General features: G+C 56.2%; 13 protein-coding genes. 9 read left to right on the top strand and 4 right to left on the bottom strand.

Translation table 11 applies throughout. The annotated features are described in order from the left end of the window. Positions 1 to 36 precede the first annotated feature (36 nt). Entirely contained in the window at positions 37 to 1,644 is a 1,608-nt protein-coding gene (locus tag AC3Y2E_RS10250) for an N-acyl-D-amino-acid deacylase family protein (RefSeq protein ID WP_379209770.1), read from the bottom strand. Between the two features lie 43 nt (positions 1,645 to 1,687). Then, the gene (locus AC3Y2E_RS10245; protein ID WP_379209768.1) at positions 1,688 to 2,347 is read right to left on the bottom strand and encodes a helix-turn-helix transcriptional regulator; all 660 of its coding nucleotides are present in this window, start codon (positions 2,345 to 2,347) and stop codon (positions 1,688 to 1,690) included. A 163-nt stretch (positions 2,348 to 2,510) separates the two neighbouring features. Between AC3Y2E_RS10245 and AC3Y2E_RS10240 the strand changes: the two genes are divergently transcribed. From AC3Y2E_RS10240 to AC3Y2E_RS10210, 7 genes are all read left to right on the top strand, one after another. Further along, positions 2,511 to 4,283: a cache domain-containing sensor histidine kinase gene (locus tag AC3Y2E_RS10240; protein ID WP_379209766.1), complete on the top strand. Its 1,773-nt coding sequence runs from the start codon at positions 2,511 to 2,513 to the stop codon at positions 4,281 to 4,283. Then, entirely contained in the window at positions 4,280 to 5,833 is a 1,554-nt protein-coding gene (locus tag AC3Y2E_RS10235) for a response regulator transcription factor (protein ID WP_379209764.1), read from the top strand. Before AC3Y2E_RS10240 ends, AC3Y2E_RS10235 begins: the two co-directional genes overlap by 4 nt. 105 nt (positions 5,834 to 5,938) lie before the next feature. After that, positions 5,939 to 7,030, top strand: a complete 1,092-nt coding sequence (locus AC3Y2E_RS10230) for an alanine racemase (RefSeq protein WP_379209762.1) — start codon at positions 5,939 to 5,941, stop codon at positions 7,028 to 7,030. Positions 7,031 to 7,204: 174 nt separating this feature from the next. Further along, positions 7,205 to 8,395: a M20 family metallopeptidase gene (locus AC3Y2E_RS10225; protein ID WP_379209760.1), complete on the top strand. Its 1,191-nt coding sequence runs from the start codon at positions 7,205 to 7,207 to the stop codon at positions 8,393 to 8,395. 212 nt (positions 8,396 to 8,607) lie between these two features. Then, on the top strand, positions 8,608 to 9,939 hold the full coding sequence (locus tag AC3Y2E_RS10220) for an extracellular solute-binding protein (RefSeq protein ID WP_379209758.1): 1,332 nt from the start codon (positions 8,608 to 8,610) through the stop codon (positions 9,937 to 9,939). A 137-nt stretch (positions 9,940 to 10,076) separates the two neighbouring features. Further along, positions 10,077 to 10,955 carry a carbohydrate ABC transporter permease gene (locus AC3Y2E_RS10215; protein WP_190928295.1) on the top strand — a complete coding sequence of 293 codons (879 nt, stop codon included), beginning with the start codon at positions 10,077 to 10,079 and terminating at the stop codon, positions 10,953 to 10,955. Positions 10,956 to 10,983: 28 nt separating this feature from the next. Then, positions 10,984 to 11,865 (top strand): carbohydrate ABC transporter permease, encoded by an 882-nt coding sequence (locus AC3Y2E_RS10210; RefSeq protein WP_379209755.1) that lies wholly within the window; start codon positions 10,984 to 10,986, stop codon positions 11,863 to 11,865. 58 nt (positions 11,866 to 11,923) lie between these two features. Here the strand turns inward: AC3Y2E_RS10210 and AC3Y2E_RS10205 are convergent, their stop codons facing one another. Continuing rightward, positions 11,924 to 12,997, bottom strand: a complete 1,074-nt coding sequence (locus tag AC3Y2E_RS10205) for an LLM class flavin-dependent oxidoreductase (RefSeq protein ID WP_379209753.1) — start codon at positions 12,995 to 12,997, stop codon at positions 11,924 to 11,926. 384 nt (positions 12,998 to 13,381) lie between these two features. Between AC3Y2E_RS10205 and pdxK the strand changes: the two genes are divergently transcribed. Both pdxK and AC3Y2E_RS10195 read left to right on the top strand, forming a co-directional pair. Next, on the top strand, positions 13,382 to 14,200 hold the full coding sequence (gene pdxK / locus AC3Y2E_RS10200) for a pyridoxine/pyridoxal/pyridoxamine kinase (RefSeq protein WP_379209751.1): 819 nt from the start codon (positions 13,382 to 13,384) through the stop codon (positions 14,198 to 14,200). 429 nt (positions 14,201 to 14,629) lie between these two features. Continuing rightward, positions 14,630 to 15,247 (top strand): DNA-3-methyladenine glycosylase family protein, encoded by a 618-nt coding sequence (locus tag AC3Y2E_RS10195; protein WP_379209749.1) that lies wholly within the window; start codon positions 14,630 to 14,632, stop codon positions 15,245 to 15,247. Positions 15,248 to 15,419: 172 nt separating this feature from the next. Here AC3Y2E_RS10195 and AC3Y2E_RS10190 read toward each other — a convergent pair whose 3' ends face one another. Next, positions 15,420 to 16,712: an MFS transporter gene (locus AC3Y2E_RS10190; protein ID WP_379209746.1), complete on the bottom strand. Its 1,293-nt coding sequence runs from the start codon at positions 16,710 to 16,712 to the stop codon at positions 15,420 to 15,422. Between the last annotated feature and the right edge of the window lie 19 nt (positions 16,713 to 16,731).

Here is a 16,731-nt window from a genome sequence, read left to right as displayed (position 1 = left end):
ACCTCCAGGATGTGTGTTATGGTTTCCGATAAAAGCTTAATGATGGTGGCAGCATGTGGCGGCACGAATCAGTACGCCTTCACGCGAAGAAGTATGGTTGTAGCCGCTTAAGGTTGCCCGGCCGCCGACCCAAACTTCGGAGATGCCCTCCGGATATTGACGGGGTTCTTCGAACGTCGCGGTATCCCGGATCGTCTCCGGGTCGAATACGACCAGATCGGCGATATAGCCGGGAACGATCAATCCGCGCTTGCCGAGCTTGAACCGCTGCACCGGGAACGAAGTCAGCTTGCGCACCGCTTGCTCAAGGGACAGGACACGCTTTTCCCGTACATATTTGGCAAATACGCGGGGGAACGTGCCATACAGGCGCGGATGCGGCTTGCCCGTCTCGCAGGTAAGGCTGTCGGAAGCGATCAGCGCTTTCTCGTAACCGATCACTTGAGTGACGTCGTCCTCGGACATATGGAAGTAAACAATCGAGATGCGGCCGTCCTCCTCCAGAAGCAGATCCATCATGCAGTCGGCCGGATGCTGGCTGCGCCGCTCGGCGATCTCCGCAACCGATAACCCCTCCAGATGACGGTTCGTCTCGGTGTGCATGGCGGAGATGATCACGCTCTGCCAGCCGGTCGAGCAGACGAGGTTGTCCCAATCCGTTTGCTCCTGACCGAGCTCATCCTTGATCCGCTTGCGCAGCGCCGGGTCACGAAACGCTTCCAGTGTACCTTCGATGCCGCGTTCGAGCACCCACGGCGGCAGCACCGTCGTCAGCGTCGTGGAGCCGGCATTGTACGGATATACGTCGCAGGTGACGTCCATGCCGCGGGCCCGCGCGTCCTCGATCAGCTCGACCGCTTCCAGCACTTTGCCCCAGTTCGCCTTGCCGGCCGCCTTCAGATGGCTGATATGAAGCGGGACCCCGGCCCGCTCGGCAATCCAGATCACTTCCTTCACCGACTTGATCAGATTGTTTCCTTCGCCGCGGATATGAGTGGCGAGCAATCCGTCGTGCTTCGGCAGGACGGAGCATAACTCGGCGAGTTCTTCGCGCGTCGTATAGCTGCCCGGCGCATACAGCAAGCCGATCGACAAGCCGATCGCGCCCGCCCGCATGCCTTCGTCCAAGATTTGCTTCATCTGCTCCAGCTCGTCGCGGGTTGCCGGCCGGTTGTCGAAGCCCATAACCGAGATGCGCAGCGAGCCGTGAGCGACATAAGTGGCCAGATGCTCGGAAGGGCGGCTGGCCGCCAAGTGGTCCATATATTGCCCCACTGTTTCCCACGGCCATTCCCAATCGGTTTTGCCGAGCACGGGCTGCACGTAACTCTTGAGCATTTCCGCACGGTGCTTCACATAAGGAGCGGGGGCGAGACCGCAGTTGCCGACAACCTCGGTCGTGACGCCCTGGCGAAGCTTGATTTCGCTTTGCGGATAATCGAAAATCATCAGATCGGAGTGGCAGTGTCCGTCGATAAATCCGGGCGCGATCACGCGTCCGTGCGCCTCTACCGTGCGGGCGGCCTCCTGATCGAGCTTGCCGACGGCTGCGATGATGCCGTCCTTGATGCCTACATCCCCGGTAAACCACGGGTTTCCCGTGCCGTCGACGATCCGGCCGTTGCGAATGATATAATCCAGCATTAGCTGCCCCTCCCACATGCGGTGACGATACCAAGTCGAGCGATTACGCTTCTTCGGGCGGTCCGTCCGCGTTTTTGCCTTCTTCCATATAGCTGTACAGGGTGTATTTGGAGATGTTCAAATACCCGCACACTTTCTCGCCGCCTTTTTTGATCAGAAAAGCGCCTTTGCGGTCGAGCAGCGATATCATTTTCACTTTGTCTTCCTTCGTCATTAAAGCGACCGGCTTGCCGACATGGTCCTGCGCCTCTTGAATAAGCGCCTCAAGCAGTTCGCCGACATTGGTGACGAACGACTCCTTCACGTCGGGCTGAAGATTGGTCATCGTCATCGAGTGGAGCATCTTCTCGGCCATCATCAGAGACGTAATGTCAAAATTGATGCATAACGAACCGATGATTTTGCCTTCGTCGTTTTTCATATAGATCGACGTCGAGCGAAGAATGCGGCCGTCCTTCGTCTGGGTCACGTAGTTGAACTTATTTCCGTTCACCTGATTGCCGCGCAGCAGCTCGAGGCCCAGATTCGTGCCCGGATCGCCGACCTTGCGTCCGGTAATGTGCCCGTTCTCGATCGCGATGATCGTGCTGTCGTAAGATCGGGTCAGATCGTGCAGTACAACCTCGCACGAATCGCCGAATTGGGCCGCGATGCCTTTAAGCAGGTCGGTCAAAAAAGCGAGCTCGTGCCGTACCGTTTCCATTCGCCTCAGAACCTCCATCTCTGCGGAAAGCCGCCGCAGCCGGTTTGTACTAATTTTACGATGCTTGCGGGAAAATGGTATCATACCGCCGAGAAGAAAATCAAACAAAAAGTTTGTTAGCATCAAAAAAAGTATGATATAGTAGCAGCGAGGAGGGTCGAAAATGAAACGTTGGCTGGCCAATTCCCTGCAGCGCAAGTTGTCGTTGCTGCTGCTGATCGCCGTCGTGCTGCCGCTTATCGCCACAGGCGTCGTTTCTTACCGGATCGCGTCGTCGCTGACGGAGGAGAAGGAGAAGCAGTCGGGCATGAACATGCTGCGCCAGATGGGTGACCGGCTTGACTTTATGGTGCGCGATGTGGAGAGCATGTCCGTGTTTATCATCGGCGAGAAAGACATCCAGCAATATTTGGACAACGAACGCGCCGATATTACTCTGTTTGCGAATAACATCGGATTTTTGACCAATCTCGTATTTTCCAAACCTTATATATCCAATGTAACGATAACGCCGACCAGCGACTTCCCGGTACTTTCCAATACGACGATCGTTCACTCGGGACTGACGAAGCAGCTGAAGGAAAGGCAGGAGCTGATGGCGGGCAGGACGAAAGGATGGACCTCGCTGTATGAAAATCAAACTTCGGCCGACGGTCTGAAACGGGTCGTCTCGTTGGTCCGCCCGATCCGCAGCCTTAGCAAATTCCAGATGCTCGGCGTCTTGTCGATCAGCCTGGACGAAGCGGAGATGCGAAAAATCATTAAGGGCTCCGGCTGGGAGAAAACCGGCTTCGTGATGATCGTCGACGAGAACGATCGAATATTGTCCGGCGATTCGGCCGATTGGCTGAACCGCTCCTTGTATGAACGGCTGCCTCATGCGGGGCCGCTTATCGGAAATGAAGGCGTTTTCACCTATACGGCCGAAAACAAGCAGGAAAATACGGTGTTGTATCACAAGCTGACGCAGCCGGACTGGAAGCTGGTCGGGGTCATTCCTACCGGCGTGTATACGTCGCAGAACCGGTTCGTGCTCACGGTGACGGCGGTGGCGATCGGAATCGCGCTGCTGTTGTCGATCGCTCTCGTGCTCTGGTTTATCCGCTGGGTGACGCGGCCGCTGGCCGGGCTTGCCGTCAAGATGAAGGACATCAATCCGGACGAGCCTCTTCCGGCATTCGAGGTCAAAAGCTCCGACGAGGTCGGTCTCCTGCTCCATAGCTACAACAAGCTGGGCGACCGGATCGAGCGGTTGAAGGATCAGGTGCAGCAAAACGAAGCGAAGAAGAAGGAAGCGGACATTTTGGCGCTGCAGGCTCAAATCAATCCGCATTTCTTGTATAACACGCTGTCTTCGATCCATTGGATGGCGCTGATGAACAAAGATCAACGGATCGCCGGCATGGTCGGCGCCCTCAGCGATTTTTTGCGCTTCAGTCTGAATAAGGGCGAAGAGTTTTGCAGCGTACAACAGGAAGTTTCTCATGCGCAAAATTACGTAACGATCATGTCCATCCGGTTTCAGGACAAATTCGATACCGAGTTTTATATCGATCCCGACTTGAACGGCAAGCCGATGCTGAAGCTGCTGCTGCAGCCGCTGATCGAGAATTGCATCATGCACGGGCTTCAGAAGAAGAAAGAAAAAGGACATCTGTACGTATACGGCGAGCGGCACGGGGACACGATGACCTTTGTCGTCGAAGATACCGGAGTCGGCATCGGGGAGGAGAAGCTGCGGGAAGTGCGCCGCAACCTGAACGCCGCTTCCGGCACAAGCAGTCTGGAGCCCGGGCGTTCCGGGTTCGGTCTGCGCAACGTACACCAGCGGCTGCAGCTTCATTACGGAGCCGATACCGGGCTGACGATCGAGAGCGAGAGCGGCATAGGCACCCGTTTCTCGTTTACGATCCCTATTCGGGAGGAACTTTTATGAGAATTTTGATCGTTGACGATGAAGTGATTATCCGCACCGGGCTGTGCACAGTTATCGATTGGAAAGAGCTGGGTCTTACGCTGCTTGAACCGGCGGAATCGGCCGAGGAAGCGCTGGAGCGGATTCCGCAAGAGAAGCCGCATATCGTACTGACCGATATCCGGATGCCGGGGATGGACGGGATCACGCTGGCGCAAGAGATCAAAAAGCTGCTTCCGGACACGGAAATCGTCATTTTGACCGGATACGACGATTTTGCCTATGCGCAGCAGGCGCTCCGCCAAGGGGTCGCCGATTATTTGCTGAAAACAAGCGGCCCGGAGGAGATCATCAAAGCAGCGTTAAAAGCCCGGCAAACGATTATGGACAAATGGGAGCTGTGGCGCAACGAGCAGGCGCGAACCGCCGCGTTCCGGCATCAGCTGCTGGAGCGGGTGTTCGAGGGCAGGACGGGAAACGATACCGATCCGGCTCAAGTGCTGAGCTGGCTGGGTGAGAGGAGCAAGTTAGCATTGCCGGCGGACGGAACGTGCCCGATGAGAGTGATTCTGGTCCAGGCGGCAGGCTGGGGCGAAGGCCATCTCGCCGATCTGCTGAACAGTGCGGCGGATAATATGCTCAGCGAACTGCTGCCGTCCCTATCACTCGTGAAAGGAGAACGGATCACGCTCGTCGTGCGGGTGGATTCCGCGAATGAGGGAACCGGCGAACTGGAACGGGCGGTCCGGAGAGTCGGGCAAACGCTGAAGTGTACGGTTTTCGTCGCCGCGGGATGTATCATCGCACGTCCTCAGGAGCTGCACCATTCGTTCCGAGAAGCCGAGAGCATCTATTCGTACCGGCGGCTGCTTGGCGAGTCGGGCGTTTATGTACTGAGCGACATCGCCTCCCGCAGCGGCGGCAGAACGGTATGCTCGCAGGAAGAAGAGAAGGAGCTCTCCGGTATTCTCGTCAGCAACAATCCCGCCCAGCTGCGCCAATGGGTCAACCGTATCGTGCGCGAACAGATGGATGACGGTGCAGTCACGCCGAACTCGCTGCAAGCGTACTTGCAGTCGGTCGTGTTCGCCGGCCACCGCTGGCTGGAGCGGGCGAAGGGAGACGGGCGTGCGTCCGCTCCTCCGGCGACTGCGTATCCGTTCGATACCGATCCGAGGCCGGAGGCGGAGCTGTTCCGCATCCTGTCGTCGCTGATGTCCGCTTTCCACGATACGATCAGCGATTCCCGGTATACGTACATGCAGCGCGCAATCGCGTATATCCGCGATCGTCTAGATCAGCATCTGACGCTGCAGGATGTCGCCCGATTCGTTCATCTGACGCCAAACCATTTCAGCGAAGTATTCAAGAAGGAGACGGGCCAGAGCTATATCGAGTTCGTCACGATGGAGCGGATGCGCAAGGCGGCGGACGTGCTGAGCAGTACGCAGATGAAGATCGGCGAAGTGGCCGGCGCCGTCGGCTACGAAGATATTAAATATTTTAGCCAGCAGTTCAAAAAGTATTACGGCAAAACGCCGTCCGAGTTCAGACAGTCGCCGGGAAGCTGAATGCAGCCTTGCCTGTACCTGAAGCATCCTGGCATAGCATGTACGAGAAGTACCGGACATAGGTCCGCGACGGCAACCGATTCGACACAAGGGAGAGAGACAATCATGTACAACGAACTGACAACTCCGGCAGTAATCGTAGATTTGGACATTGCAGAGCGCAACATCGGACGAATGGCTGCCAAGCTGAAGCAGTACGGCATCAGCCATCGCCCCCATATCAAATCGACGAAATCGGTATATTTCGCCCGCAAGCAGCTGGAGGCCGGAGCGATCGGGATCACGACGGCGAAGCTTTCCGAAGCGGAGACGTTCGCGGAAGCGGGCATCGACAACATCTTGATCGCTTATCCGATCATCGGGGACGACAAGCTGGCCCGCTTCGAACGGCTTCACAAAAAGGCGGCGGTTATCGCGACGGTAGACAGCGTATACGGCGCGGAAGGCTTGTCCCGTGTAGGCGTCGCGTCCGGGAAACCGGTGGACACGCTGATCGAGATCGACGGGGGACTGAACCGCGGGGGACGGCAGCCTGGCGAAGATACGGTTGCATTCGCACGCGAGATCGTCTCGCTGCCGGGAATCCGGATTCGCGGCATTATGGGTTACTTCGGCACCGTTTACGGAAATACGGATGAAGCTTCGTTCCGCGCCGCCGTAAGTCTGGAATCCGATACGATGCGGCAGACAGCCCAAGCGCTTGCCGAAGCCGGAATCGCCGTCGATATCGTCAGCACAGGCTCGTCGCCCGCAGCCTTGTTATGCGAGGAGCTGAGCAGCGCCACCGAGGTTAGAGCCGGTAATTATTTATTGTTTGACGTATCCGGTGTTGCCATGGGATTTGCAAGTGAAGAAGATTGCGCGCTGCGGGTCGTCGCAACCGTCGTCAGCACGCCTCTACCGGGAAGGGCGACGATCGATGCAGGCACCAAGACGCTGACGAGCGACAAGGCGCATCATCGGGAAGGCTTCGGCATCGTAGTCGGCCAGCCGGAAATCCGGATAATCGGGCTGAACGAAGAGCACGGCTTTCTTCAGTTCGATCCGGCGAAAGTGACGCTGTCGGTCGGCGACCGAATCGAGATTATCCCGAATCATTCGTGCGTCATCCCGAATTTATGTGATTCGATTGCCGGTGTCCGCCAAGGGCATGTAGAGCGAAGCATCGTAATCGACGCGCGCGGCTGCAATTATTAGTGCGAATTCAAAAAGTCCGGTTTTCATTGGATGAAGCTAGGAAATGAGGAGCGGAGCTTTTGTGAGCACCGGAAGTTCCGGCTAAATTCAATATTCGATGTCGAGCAGGCTTTCGGATCGGCTTCGTGATCAAAAGTGGACTTTTTGAACAACCTCTATTAGGGGGATTTTCCAGTGACACTTTATAAGGATCTTATCGATGTAGACCGCATAACCGAAGTTTTGTCAGACCTGGTGCGTATTCCAAGCGTGAATCCGGGATTTCCCGGAGGAACCGGAGAAGGGCAGGTCGCCGTTTACGTCCGGCAGTTTTTCGAACGTCTGGCTCTTAGCGTCGATGTGCAGACCGTGGAATCCGGCAGGGACAATGTGATCGGCACGCTCCAAGGCCGGGGCGGTCGTCATTTATTGTGGGAAGCGCATATGGACACGGTTCAGACGTCCGGGATGACGATCGATCCGTTCGCCGTAGACGTACGGGAGGGCAAGCTGTACGGCCGCGGCGCCTGCGATACGAAAGCGTCGCTGGCTGCCATGCTCGTAGCGCTGGAGACGATGGTGCGGCATAAGCTGATTCCGGCCGCCCATGTTCATCTGGCTGCGGTCGTCGACGAGGAAACGACGTATAAAGGCGTATCGGCGCTGGCCGAACGGGTCCGGAGCGGAGAGCTTCGCTACGATGCCGCTATCGTCGGAGAGCCTACCCGGCTGCATCCGATTATTGCGCACAAAGGCGTGCTGCGCTTTCGCGTCGAAGTAACCGGCGTCGCCGCGCACAGTTCGACGCCGGAGCAAGGAGCGAACGCCATCGAGAGCATGGCGGAGGTGATTGCTTGGCTCCGGCAGCACGCACGCGAATCATTTCCGAGCCGGTCCCATGCACTGACCGGGCCTCCGTCGCTATGCATCAGTATGATCGAAGGCGGAGTCGCCCCGAATACGGTTGCGGACCGCTGCACGATTTCAATCGATATTCGTACGATTCCCGGACAGGAGTGGGAGGACGTATGGTCGGAGCTGCGCGAGCGTATCCTGCTGCTGCCCATGCCGGCCGGCGTGAAGGTCGAGGTGCATCGACCTTTTTTAACCGACTATGCGATGGAAGTATCGCCGGACCATCCATTGACGCACACGCTGCTCGCGGCGGCTAATACGTACTCGGCCGGACGCGAGGCGATCGGCGCTCCTTATTGCAGCGACGCCAGCAAGCTGACGCGCGTTTCGGTGCCGGCCATCGTATTCGGGCCTGGCAACATATCCGAGGCGCATACGGCGGACGAATGGGTGGAGCTCGCCGAAGTCGCGAAGGCAGCCGCCATTTTGATCTACACGGCAATGCACTACGGGGAAGAGGACGAGGACTGATTTTCCTTTAACCCGGGTTCGTAATTATCGCTTGGGTATTTCGATGTAATCGTTCGACCTGCCGCCTTATGGCGGTTTTTTTGCGCCTAGCGGGGGAATACCGGGAAGAACCGGAATTTGTCTACCTATCGGCTGAAGGTTCTCCCCTACTGGAAACCGCAAGCGCCTTTTATACTTAGGGTATACTTTTAATAGAATAGGGGAGCCCAAACATGAAAAAGAAAATTGCGGCAAGTTTAGCATCCGTAATGGCAATAGCGACGATTGCAGCATGCGGCCAGCCTGCAGAAAACGGTGCCTCCGACGGTGCGAAAACCGATACGCCCGCTACCGAAAAAGTGAAACTCTCCATCTGGCATAACTTCTCCGGCGACGACCTTCGCGCCAAAGCGGTCCGGGCTCAAATCGACAAGTTTAAAGCGGCTCACCCGGAAGTCGAGCTGGACGCCCAGGCGATCCCGCCGGACGGATACCGTCAGCGGCTCAAGACGGTCGCGGCGGCCGACGAGATGCCGGACGTATTCTTCGCCCACTCGGGCTCGGGCATTAAGGAATTCCATGACGGCGGACTGATTCAGCCGATTACGCCGCTGCTTACTAAATACCCGGACTGGAAAGGCAACTTCACGCCAGGTGCGTTCGACCCGCTGTCGTTTAACGATCAAGTATACGCCGTTCCGATCAATGCGTCTGTTACCTCGTTGTTTTTCTACAACAAGTCGTTGTTCGACAAACATGGCGTCACGGTTCCGAAAACTTGGGACGAGCTGCATACGGCCATCAAGGCGTTCAAGGATAAAGGAATTACGCCGATCTCGCTCGGCAACAAAGCCGCATGGCTGGCCCAATCGAGCATTCTGAGCTCCTTGGCCGACCGGGTAACCGGCAGCGACTGGTTCCTGAAGGCGGCGAAGCAGGAAGGCGCGAAATTCACCGATCCGGAATTTGTTCAGGCGCTGACGCTGCTCAAGGGGCTGTCCGATGCGGGCGCCTTCCAGCAAGGCTTCAACAGCCTGGACAACACGCAGATGGAGCAATATTTCATCTCCGGCAAAGCGGCTATGATGATCGACGGCGCATGGGCGCTCACGAACATGGCGGCGACGGGAACGAAGGAACAGCTGGATCAGGTCGAAGTCGCGGTGCTTCCGTCCGTTCCGGGCGGCAAAGGTGATCCGAATACGCTCTCCGGCGGCGCAGGCGGAGGTCTGGCGGTTAACAAAAAGCTGACGGGCAAAAAGCTGGACGCGGCTCTTGAACTGATCTATACGGTCAGCGGTCCGGAAGGAATGAAGGCGGTAGCGGAAAGCAATACGATCGTCAATTATAAAGTGGATGTCGATCAGTCGAAGGTCACTTCGCTGTTCTACAAAGCGTACAACTTGTCGAAAACGGTGAAGTTCACTCCGGTATATGACGCTTACTTGAGCTCGCAAGGTGCGGAAGCGATCAACAACGGGCTGCAGGAGCTGCTTATGGGCGGCAAGCCGGAAGAGATCGCGAAGAAGCTGCAAGACGCGCAAGCCCGTTCGTTAGGCAAATAAGCAACAGTTCGGCAGAAATAGAACGGCAGAAATAGAACCAAACGGTACGGACCGGTCTTTCATCGGGAAACCCGGTCCGGCTTCCGTTGGAAGACGACGCAACCGCGTACGCAACAAAGCGAAAGGGGAGGTTAGCGATGGCTGCTGCAAGCCGAGTACGGACATTTATTACGTTGGGCCTGCTTCCCGCCTTATCGATTTATTTGTTATTTGTTATCGTTCCGATATTCTGGTCGGCCTTTTACGGGTTTTTCGACTGGAAGGGCATCGGCGCGATGAAATATATCGGCTTCGCCAATTATGCCGAGGTCGTGCAAGACCCCATCTTCTGGAGAGCGTTCAAAAATAATCTGATTATCGTAGCGGCGTCGATATTCGGCCAGGTGCCGATCGCGCTCGTGCTTGCGCTTGTGTTGTGGAAAAGCTCTTTTTTTCACCGGTTTATCCGCTCGGCGGTATTTATGCCGATGGTTCTCGCATCGGTCGTTATCGGGATTATCTGGGGTTACATCTACAATCCGCAAATCGGTATCTTGAACTATATCCTTGAAAATGTCGGCCTAAGCTCCTGGATTCGCGATTGGCTCGGCGACCCGAAGATCAATATGTATTCGGTCAGCGTTCCGATCATCTGGGCGAACATCGGGCCTTATCTCATATTGTTTATCGCTGCGATTCAGAATATCTCTTCGGAGGTCGAGGACGCGGCCAAAATCGACGGAGCCGTCGGCTTCCGCCGTCTGTATCTGATCGTCGTGCCGATGATCTGGAATACGATTAAGGTCGCGATCGTGCTGTGCATCTCCGGAAGCATGAAAGCGTTTGATCTGATCTATGTCATGACGGGCGGCGGACCGGCGCAAGCGACCGAGCTGCTGGCTACTTACATGTACAACAACACGTTTAACATATTCCGTTACGGATACGGCTCGGCGGTGTCCACGATGATTATGATCATCAGCATGATTCTGGTTGCGGGCAGCCAGCTGCTAATGAAGCGTAAAGGCAACGACTAAACCGCATAGAGGAAGGAGGCAAACCGCTATGGAGACAACGGCAAACAAAGCGATCGCCCGCAGTGGCGGGGGGCTTCTGGGAAAGACGGTTCAACTGGGCAAGTCCTGGATCGGCAAGCTGCTGCTGACGATCTATGCGCTCCTGACGCTTTACCCGTTAATTTGGCTGTTCATCAGTTCGTTCAAATCGAATCAGGACTTCTACGGCAAGCCGTTCGCCCTGCCTTCGGTCTGGCAGTTTGAGAATTTCACCAGAGCGTGGAAAATAGCGGGGATCGGAACGGCGCTTACGAACTCGGTTATCGTCACGTTCGCTTCGATGGCGCTTACGCTATTCCTCGGGACACTCGCCGCGTATATACTGTCGAGGCTGCAGTTTAAGCTCAAAGGACCCATCATGGCGCTGTTCGTCCTCGGGATGCTCATTCCGATCCACAGCACGCTCGTGCCGCTGTTCATCATGATGAAGAAAATGATGATCCTCGATACGCATTGGGCGTTAATTCTTCCGTATACGGCATTCGAGCTGCCTGTCGCGATTTTTGTGGTCGCCGCTTATTTGACCTCGGTGCCCAAGGAAGTGGAGGAAGCCGCCATGATCGACGGCAACGGGTATTGGGGGATCTTTTTCCGCGTCATCTTCCCGCTGTCCATACCGGCGATGGCGACGGTCGCGATTCTCGCTTTTTTGCGATTCTGGAACGACTTCGCCTTTGCGCTCGTGTTCATTAACAAGCAGGCACTGAAGACGCTTCCGCTCAGCCTGTCGATTTTCTCCGACGGGTTCGGCACGGACTACAGCTTGACGATGGCCGCGATGACGATCGCCGTCATCCCTACGATCGTCATTTATTTGATCTTCCAGGAGCAGATTATGAAAGGAATGGTCGCAGGCGCGGTCAAAGGGTAAACATAAAAAGCTGCCGGCAAAGTGCAAGATGCCGACAGCTTTTTCGTTGTATCCAGGGTCAATTGCCGGAGCCGTCCCGAGCCAGCTCCTTGCGGACAATCGGCGCCACCTTCGTTCCGAGCAGTTCGATCGCGCGCAACACTTCACGGTGCGGCATCGTCCCGACATTCACATGAAGGAAAAAGCGGGTCACTCCCAGATTTTTGTGCAGCAGCACGATTTTCTCCGCCACATATTCCGGATCGCCGACATAGAGTGCGCCTCGGAGGCTGCGCGCGGCATCGTACGAAGCCCGGCTGTACGGCTGTCCCCAGCCCCGTTCGCGTCCGATCACGTTCATCTGGGCTTGCGTAGGCGGGAAAAACAGCTCGGCGGCATGATCGGTCGTATCGGCGACGAAACCGTGAGAGTGGGTGGCGATCGGCAGTTTGTCCGGATCATGTCCCGCTTTGGCAGCCGCTCGCTTGTATAACTGGACTAGCGGCGCGAAGCTCTCGGGCATTCCGCCGATAATGGCAAATGCGATCGGCAGTCCGAGCATGCCGGCGCGTATCGCGGATTGCGGAGTACCGCCGCTGGCGATCCATACGGGCAGCGGGGTTTGAACCGCCCGGGGGTATACGCCCAGGTTGTCGATAGCCGGCCTATGGCCGCCGCGCCACGATACTTTCTCCGAAGCCCGAATCGCGAGCAGCAGCTCCAGCTTTTCTTCGAACAGTTCGTCATAATCGCTCAGGTCGTAGCCGAATAGCGGGAAAGATTCGATGAACGAGCCCCGTCCCGCCATAATTTCGGCCCGGCCGTTCGAGATGCCGTCCAGCGTAGAGAACGATTGATACACGCGTACCGGATCGTCCGAAGATAATACCGTGACGGCGCTTGTCAGCCTGATCCGCTTCGTCATCGCCGCAGCCGCAGCCAGTACGACGGCCGGGGAGCTGCCCGCGTAATCGGCCCGGTGATGCTCGCCGATCCCGTACACATCGAGCCCGGCCTGATCGGCTACGACGATTTCCTCCACCGCATTGCGCAGCCGCTCGGCGTGACTGATCACTACACCGGTTGACGGGTCGGGAGTCGCCTCGAGAAATGTGCTGATTCCAATTTCCATCCTATTTGCTGATTCGGTCATTTGATTTCTCCTCCTTTGCTTACAGCTTCTACTTTACTAATTTTTATATAGTTTCTCAACTTCGGTAAGTAAAATGAAGCAAAAGAGTGACGGATTCTCAGTTTTTACCGGATAACCGGCTGGATATTGTCCATAGGAGCGATGCTCCCAAGATCCCGAGCATTCCGCCCGACAGGAAGAGCTAGGACGAGAATGCCTACTGTATTCGTGCTTTATTATTGTAACAGATCGGATTGATATCGAACCAGAGCGGTTAGCAGGGCCAAACACCATCTTGATTTTCCAGACGAACGGGTGTAGGATATGAGAAAATATAAAGGAGTGATCAGAGCGGGATTACCGGAATAAGCGGGATTTCGCTCTATCGGACAGGAGAGTTCATCGATGACCGCCATTTACAAAGCTTTAACGATTGCCGGCTCGGATACTAGCGGCGGAGCCGGTATCCAGGCCGATCTGAAAACGTTCCAGGAGCACGGCGTCTACGGGATGACCGCCCTGACGACGGTTGTTGCTCAAGATCCTCATAACGGCTGGTTCCACAACGTGTTCCCCTTACCGGTTCATGCGCTAGAGGCGCAACTCGAAACGGTTATATCCGGAATCGGGGTCGACGCTCTGAAGACCGGTATGCTCGGTTCGATCGAGATTATCGAGCTGGTGGCGCATAAGCTGGCGAAATACGGGATAACGAACGTCGTCGTCGATCCGGTCATGGTATGCAAAGGCGCGGACGAAGCGCTGCATCCGGAGACGAACGACAGCCTTCGCGACGTACTCGTTCCTGCGGCGCTTATCGTGACGCCGAACTTGTTCGAAGCGTCCCAGCTCAGCGGCAGACCTCCGATCCGGACGGTCGACGATATGAAGGAAGCCGCAGCCCGCATTCACGAGCTCGGAGCCCGGTATGTGCTGATCAAAGGCGGCGGCAAGCTCGATCACCCTCGCGCCTTGGACTTGCTCTACGACGGGCAGACATTCGAGACGCTGGAATCGGACAAAATCGGCACCACCTACACGCACGGGGCAGGCTGCACCTATTCGGCCGCGATTGCCGCCGAGCTTGCCAAAGGCAAACCGGTCCGGGAAGCAATCGACACGGCCAAAGCGTTTATTACCGCGGCCATCCGGCATTCGTTCCCGCTTAACTCCTATTTCGGTCCGACCAACCATGCGGCTTACCGGATGTATAAGTCCCGATAAGTCGCTTAGCGCCCCTCGTCTTCGCTTTACAGGTGAAGCGGGGGGTTATTGTGTTTGTATGTTCATTAATAGGCGGCAGGTAGAGGCCGAGTAAGGGTGGTTTGTACCCTTTATTTTGACCGAAAACCCGCTTGGGCACGGAATAGGAGCGGTTTGAGACTCATAAAATCCGCGAATCGGGTGCAGTCCCGTCAGTCGGCTGAAATAAGGGCTGCAAACCGCTTTTAATCTCTTCTGTCCTGGTAAAAGGCCAAAAATAGAGGATACGAAAGACTCGTATTTCTGTATTTTAATATTTCTTGCTTTGCAAGATTGCTGTTACACTTGCAGAGCTCGTAAGAGATCACACCATTGAGATATAGTAGGAGGAGCAGCTTCAAGCGAAGAGGGAGCCGCTTCTATACCATTGTGTACACCGGAGGAACTCTCATGCAGCCGATACAAACCAAGTTTTTTGACTTCGGGAAGGAACAGACCGACTACTTAAGTAAAGCCGATCCTGTGCTTGGAGCGGCCATATCGCGGATCGGGAAGATAGAGCGCGTTGTGATGCCCGACCCGTTCACCGCGCTCGTATACGCGATAGTCGGACAGCTGATATCGGCCAAAGCCGTACATACGATCTGGGAGAACATGCAGACCAAGCTCGGGGACCTGACGCCGCAACGTCTGTCATCCGTAACGGCGGACGATATTCAGCGCTGCGGCTTAACGATGAAAAAAGCGGTCTGCATTCATCAGATCGCGGAAGCCATCGTTCAAGGAAAGCTCGATTTGAATGAACTGAACGAGCTTCCGGACGAGGATGTGATACGAAAGTTAATGGCATTAAAAGGTGTGGGCAGATGGACGGCCGAAATGCTGCTTCTCCATGCTTACGAGCGTCCGGATATTGTCAGTTGGGGAGACATCGCGATACGGCGGGGGATGATGAAGCTGTACGGGCTGGACGCCTTGACGAAGGATCAGTTCGAACAGTACCGCACAGGCTATTCGCCTTACGGCTCCGTGGCTTCCCTCTACTTGTGGGTGATCTCGTTCGAATAAGAAAGATGACGATTGACCGTATGCAAAACGATAAAAGTGTCGTTCACGGAATTCGAGAACGAGGGGCACGTATCGATATTGGCGGCCATGATCAGCCGGGCACTGCGTTTCGCTTTTCAACCGTAAAAGGCCGTCCCTCCAGTCATCACAAGTGATGGGGGGCGGCCTTTTCTTAATTTCCTTTACGATGGGACCAGATCACAACAGGGATTAGCAGCAAGGACAGAAAACCTCCGGCCAGCGAAAGCGCCGCATAACTGGATTGCGCGACCACCATACCGGACAACGCTCCGCCCGAAGCTCCCGCCAAAGCAATCAGCACGTCCACCGAGCCTTGCGTTTTGGCGCGGTTCGAAATCGTCGTAGCGTCGACGATCAGCGCTGTACCGCTAATCAAGCCAAAGTTCCAGCCCAATCCAAGCAGAATTAATGCGATCGTAAGGAGCGGCAACGAATGGGCCGGCACGACAGCCGCCATAACGCCGGCCGCGAGCAATGTGACTCCGGCCGCGACAGCCATCCAGGTACGGCCGATCTTATCGACGAGATAGCCGGTGAGCAGGGACGGCAGGTACATGGCGGCAACATGGAAGCCGATCACAAGTCCGAATTGTCTCAAGCCGTGTCCATGGTGACCCATATGCACAGGCGTCATCGTCATAATGGCGACCATTACGATCTGGGTGAACACCATGATCGAAGCTCCGGCTACGATACCGCTTTTGTTTACAGCCGCAAGGCCGGAGTTGTCGTCGGTACGCGCCGTTTCGCTTGTTGAGGGCGCTTCGGCGATTGCTTTTGCCACGAGCAGCGGATCAGGCCGAAGAAAAAACAGAAGGATCAACCCCGCTGTAAGGAAAGCGGCTGCCGCCAATATGAACGGCCCTGCAAGTGCCGGAACCCCGATGCCGGTTGCAAAACGGCCCATCGTGTCAACGAGATTCGGTCCTGCGACCGCTCCCAGCGTAGTCGAGACGAGAGCGATGCTGACCGCCGTAGCCCGCTGCTTGGCCGTCGCCAGATCGGTTCCTGCATATCGCGCTTGCAGGTTGGTTGCCGTACCGGCTCCATAAATGAACAAAGAGACCAGCAGAAACACAATATTGTGGGTTACCGCAGACAGGACGACCCCGATCGCGCCGATTCCCCCGGTCATAAAACCCGCGGCAAGGCCGATTCGCCGTCCCATCCGCTGCGAAATCCGGCCTACGATGAGCGCCGCTCCGGCGGAGCCCAGGGTGAACAGTGCGGATGGAATGCCGGCAAAGCCATCCGTGCCCAGCATGTCTTGAGCGAGAAGCGCGCCGACCGTTACGCCTGCGGCGAGTCCGGCCCCTCCGAATATTTGGGAGAGAACCACGATGATCAGGGTACGGCGATACAACTGACGCCGTCTCTCGGGAGAGGCGATATACGACTGGATGTAAGCCGGTTGTTGATTGAACATTTTGTTCGCAGGTTGCATGATGAATGCCCGCCTTTCC

This window comes from Paenibacillus sp. MAH-35, from assembly GCF_058135425.1.
Note: the sequence above shows the minus strand (reverse complement) of the source record. Positions and strands in the feature narration are given on the sequence as shown.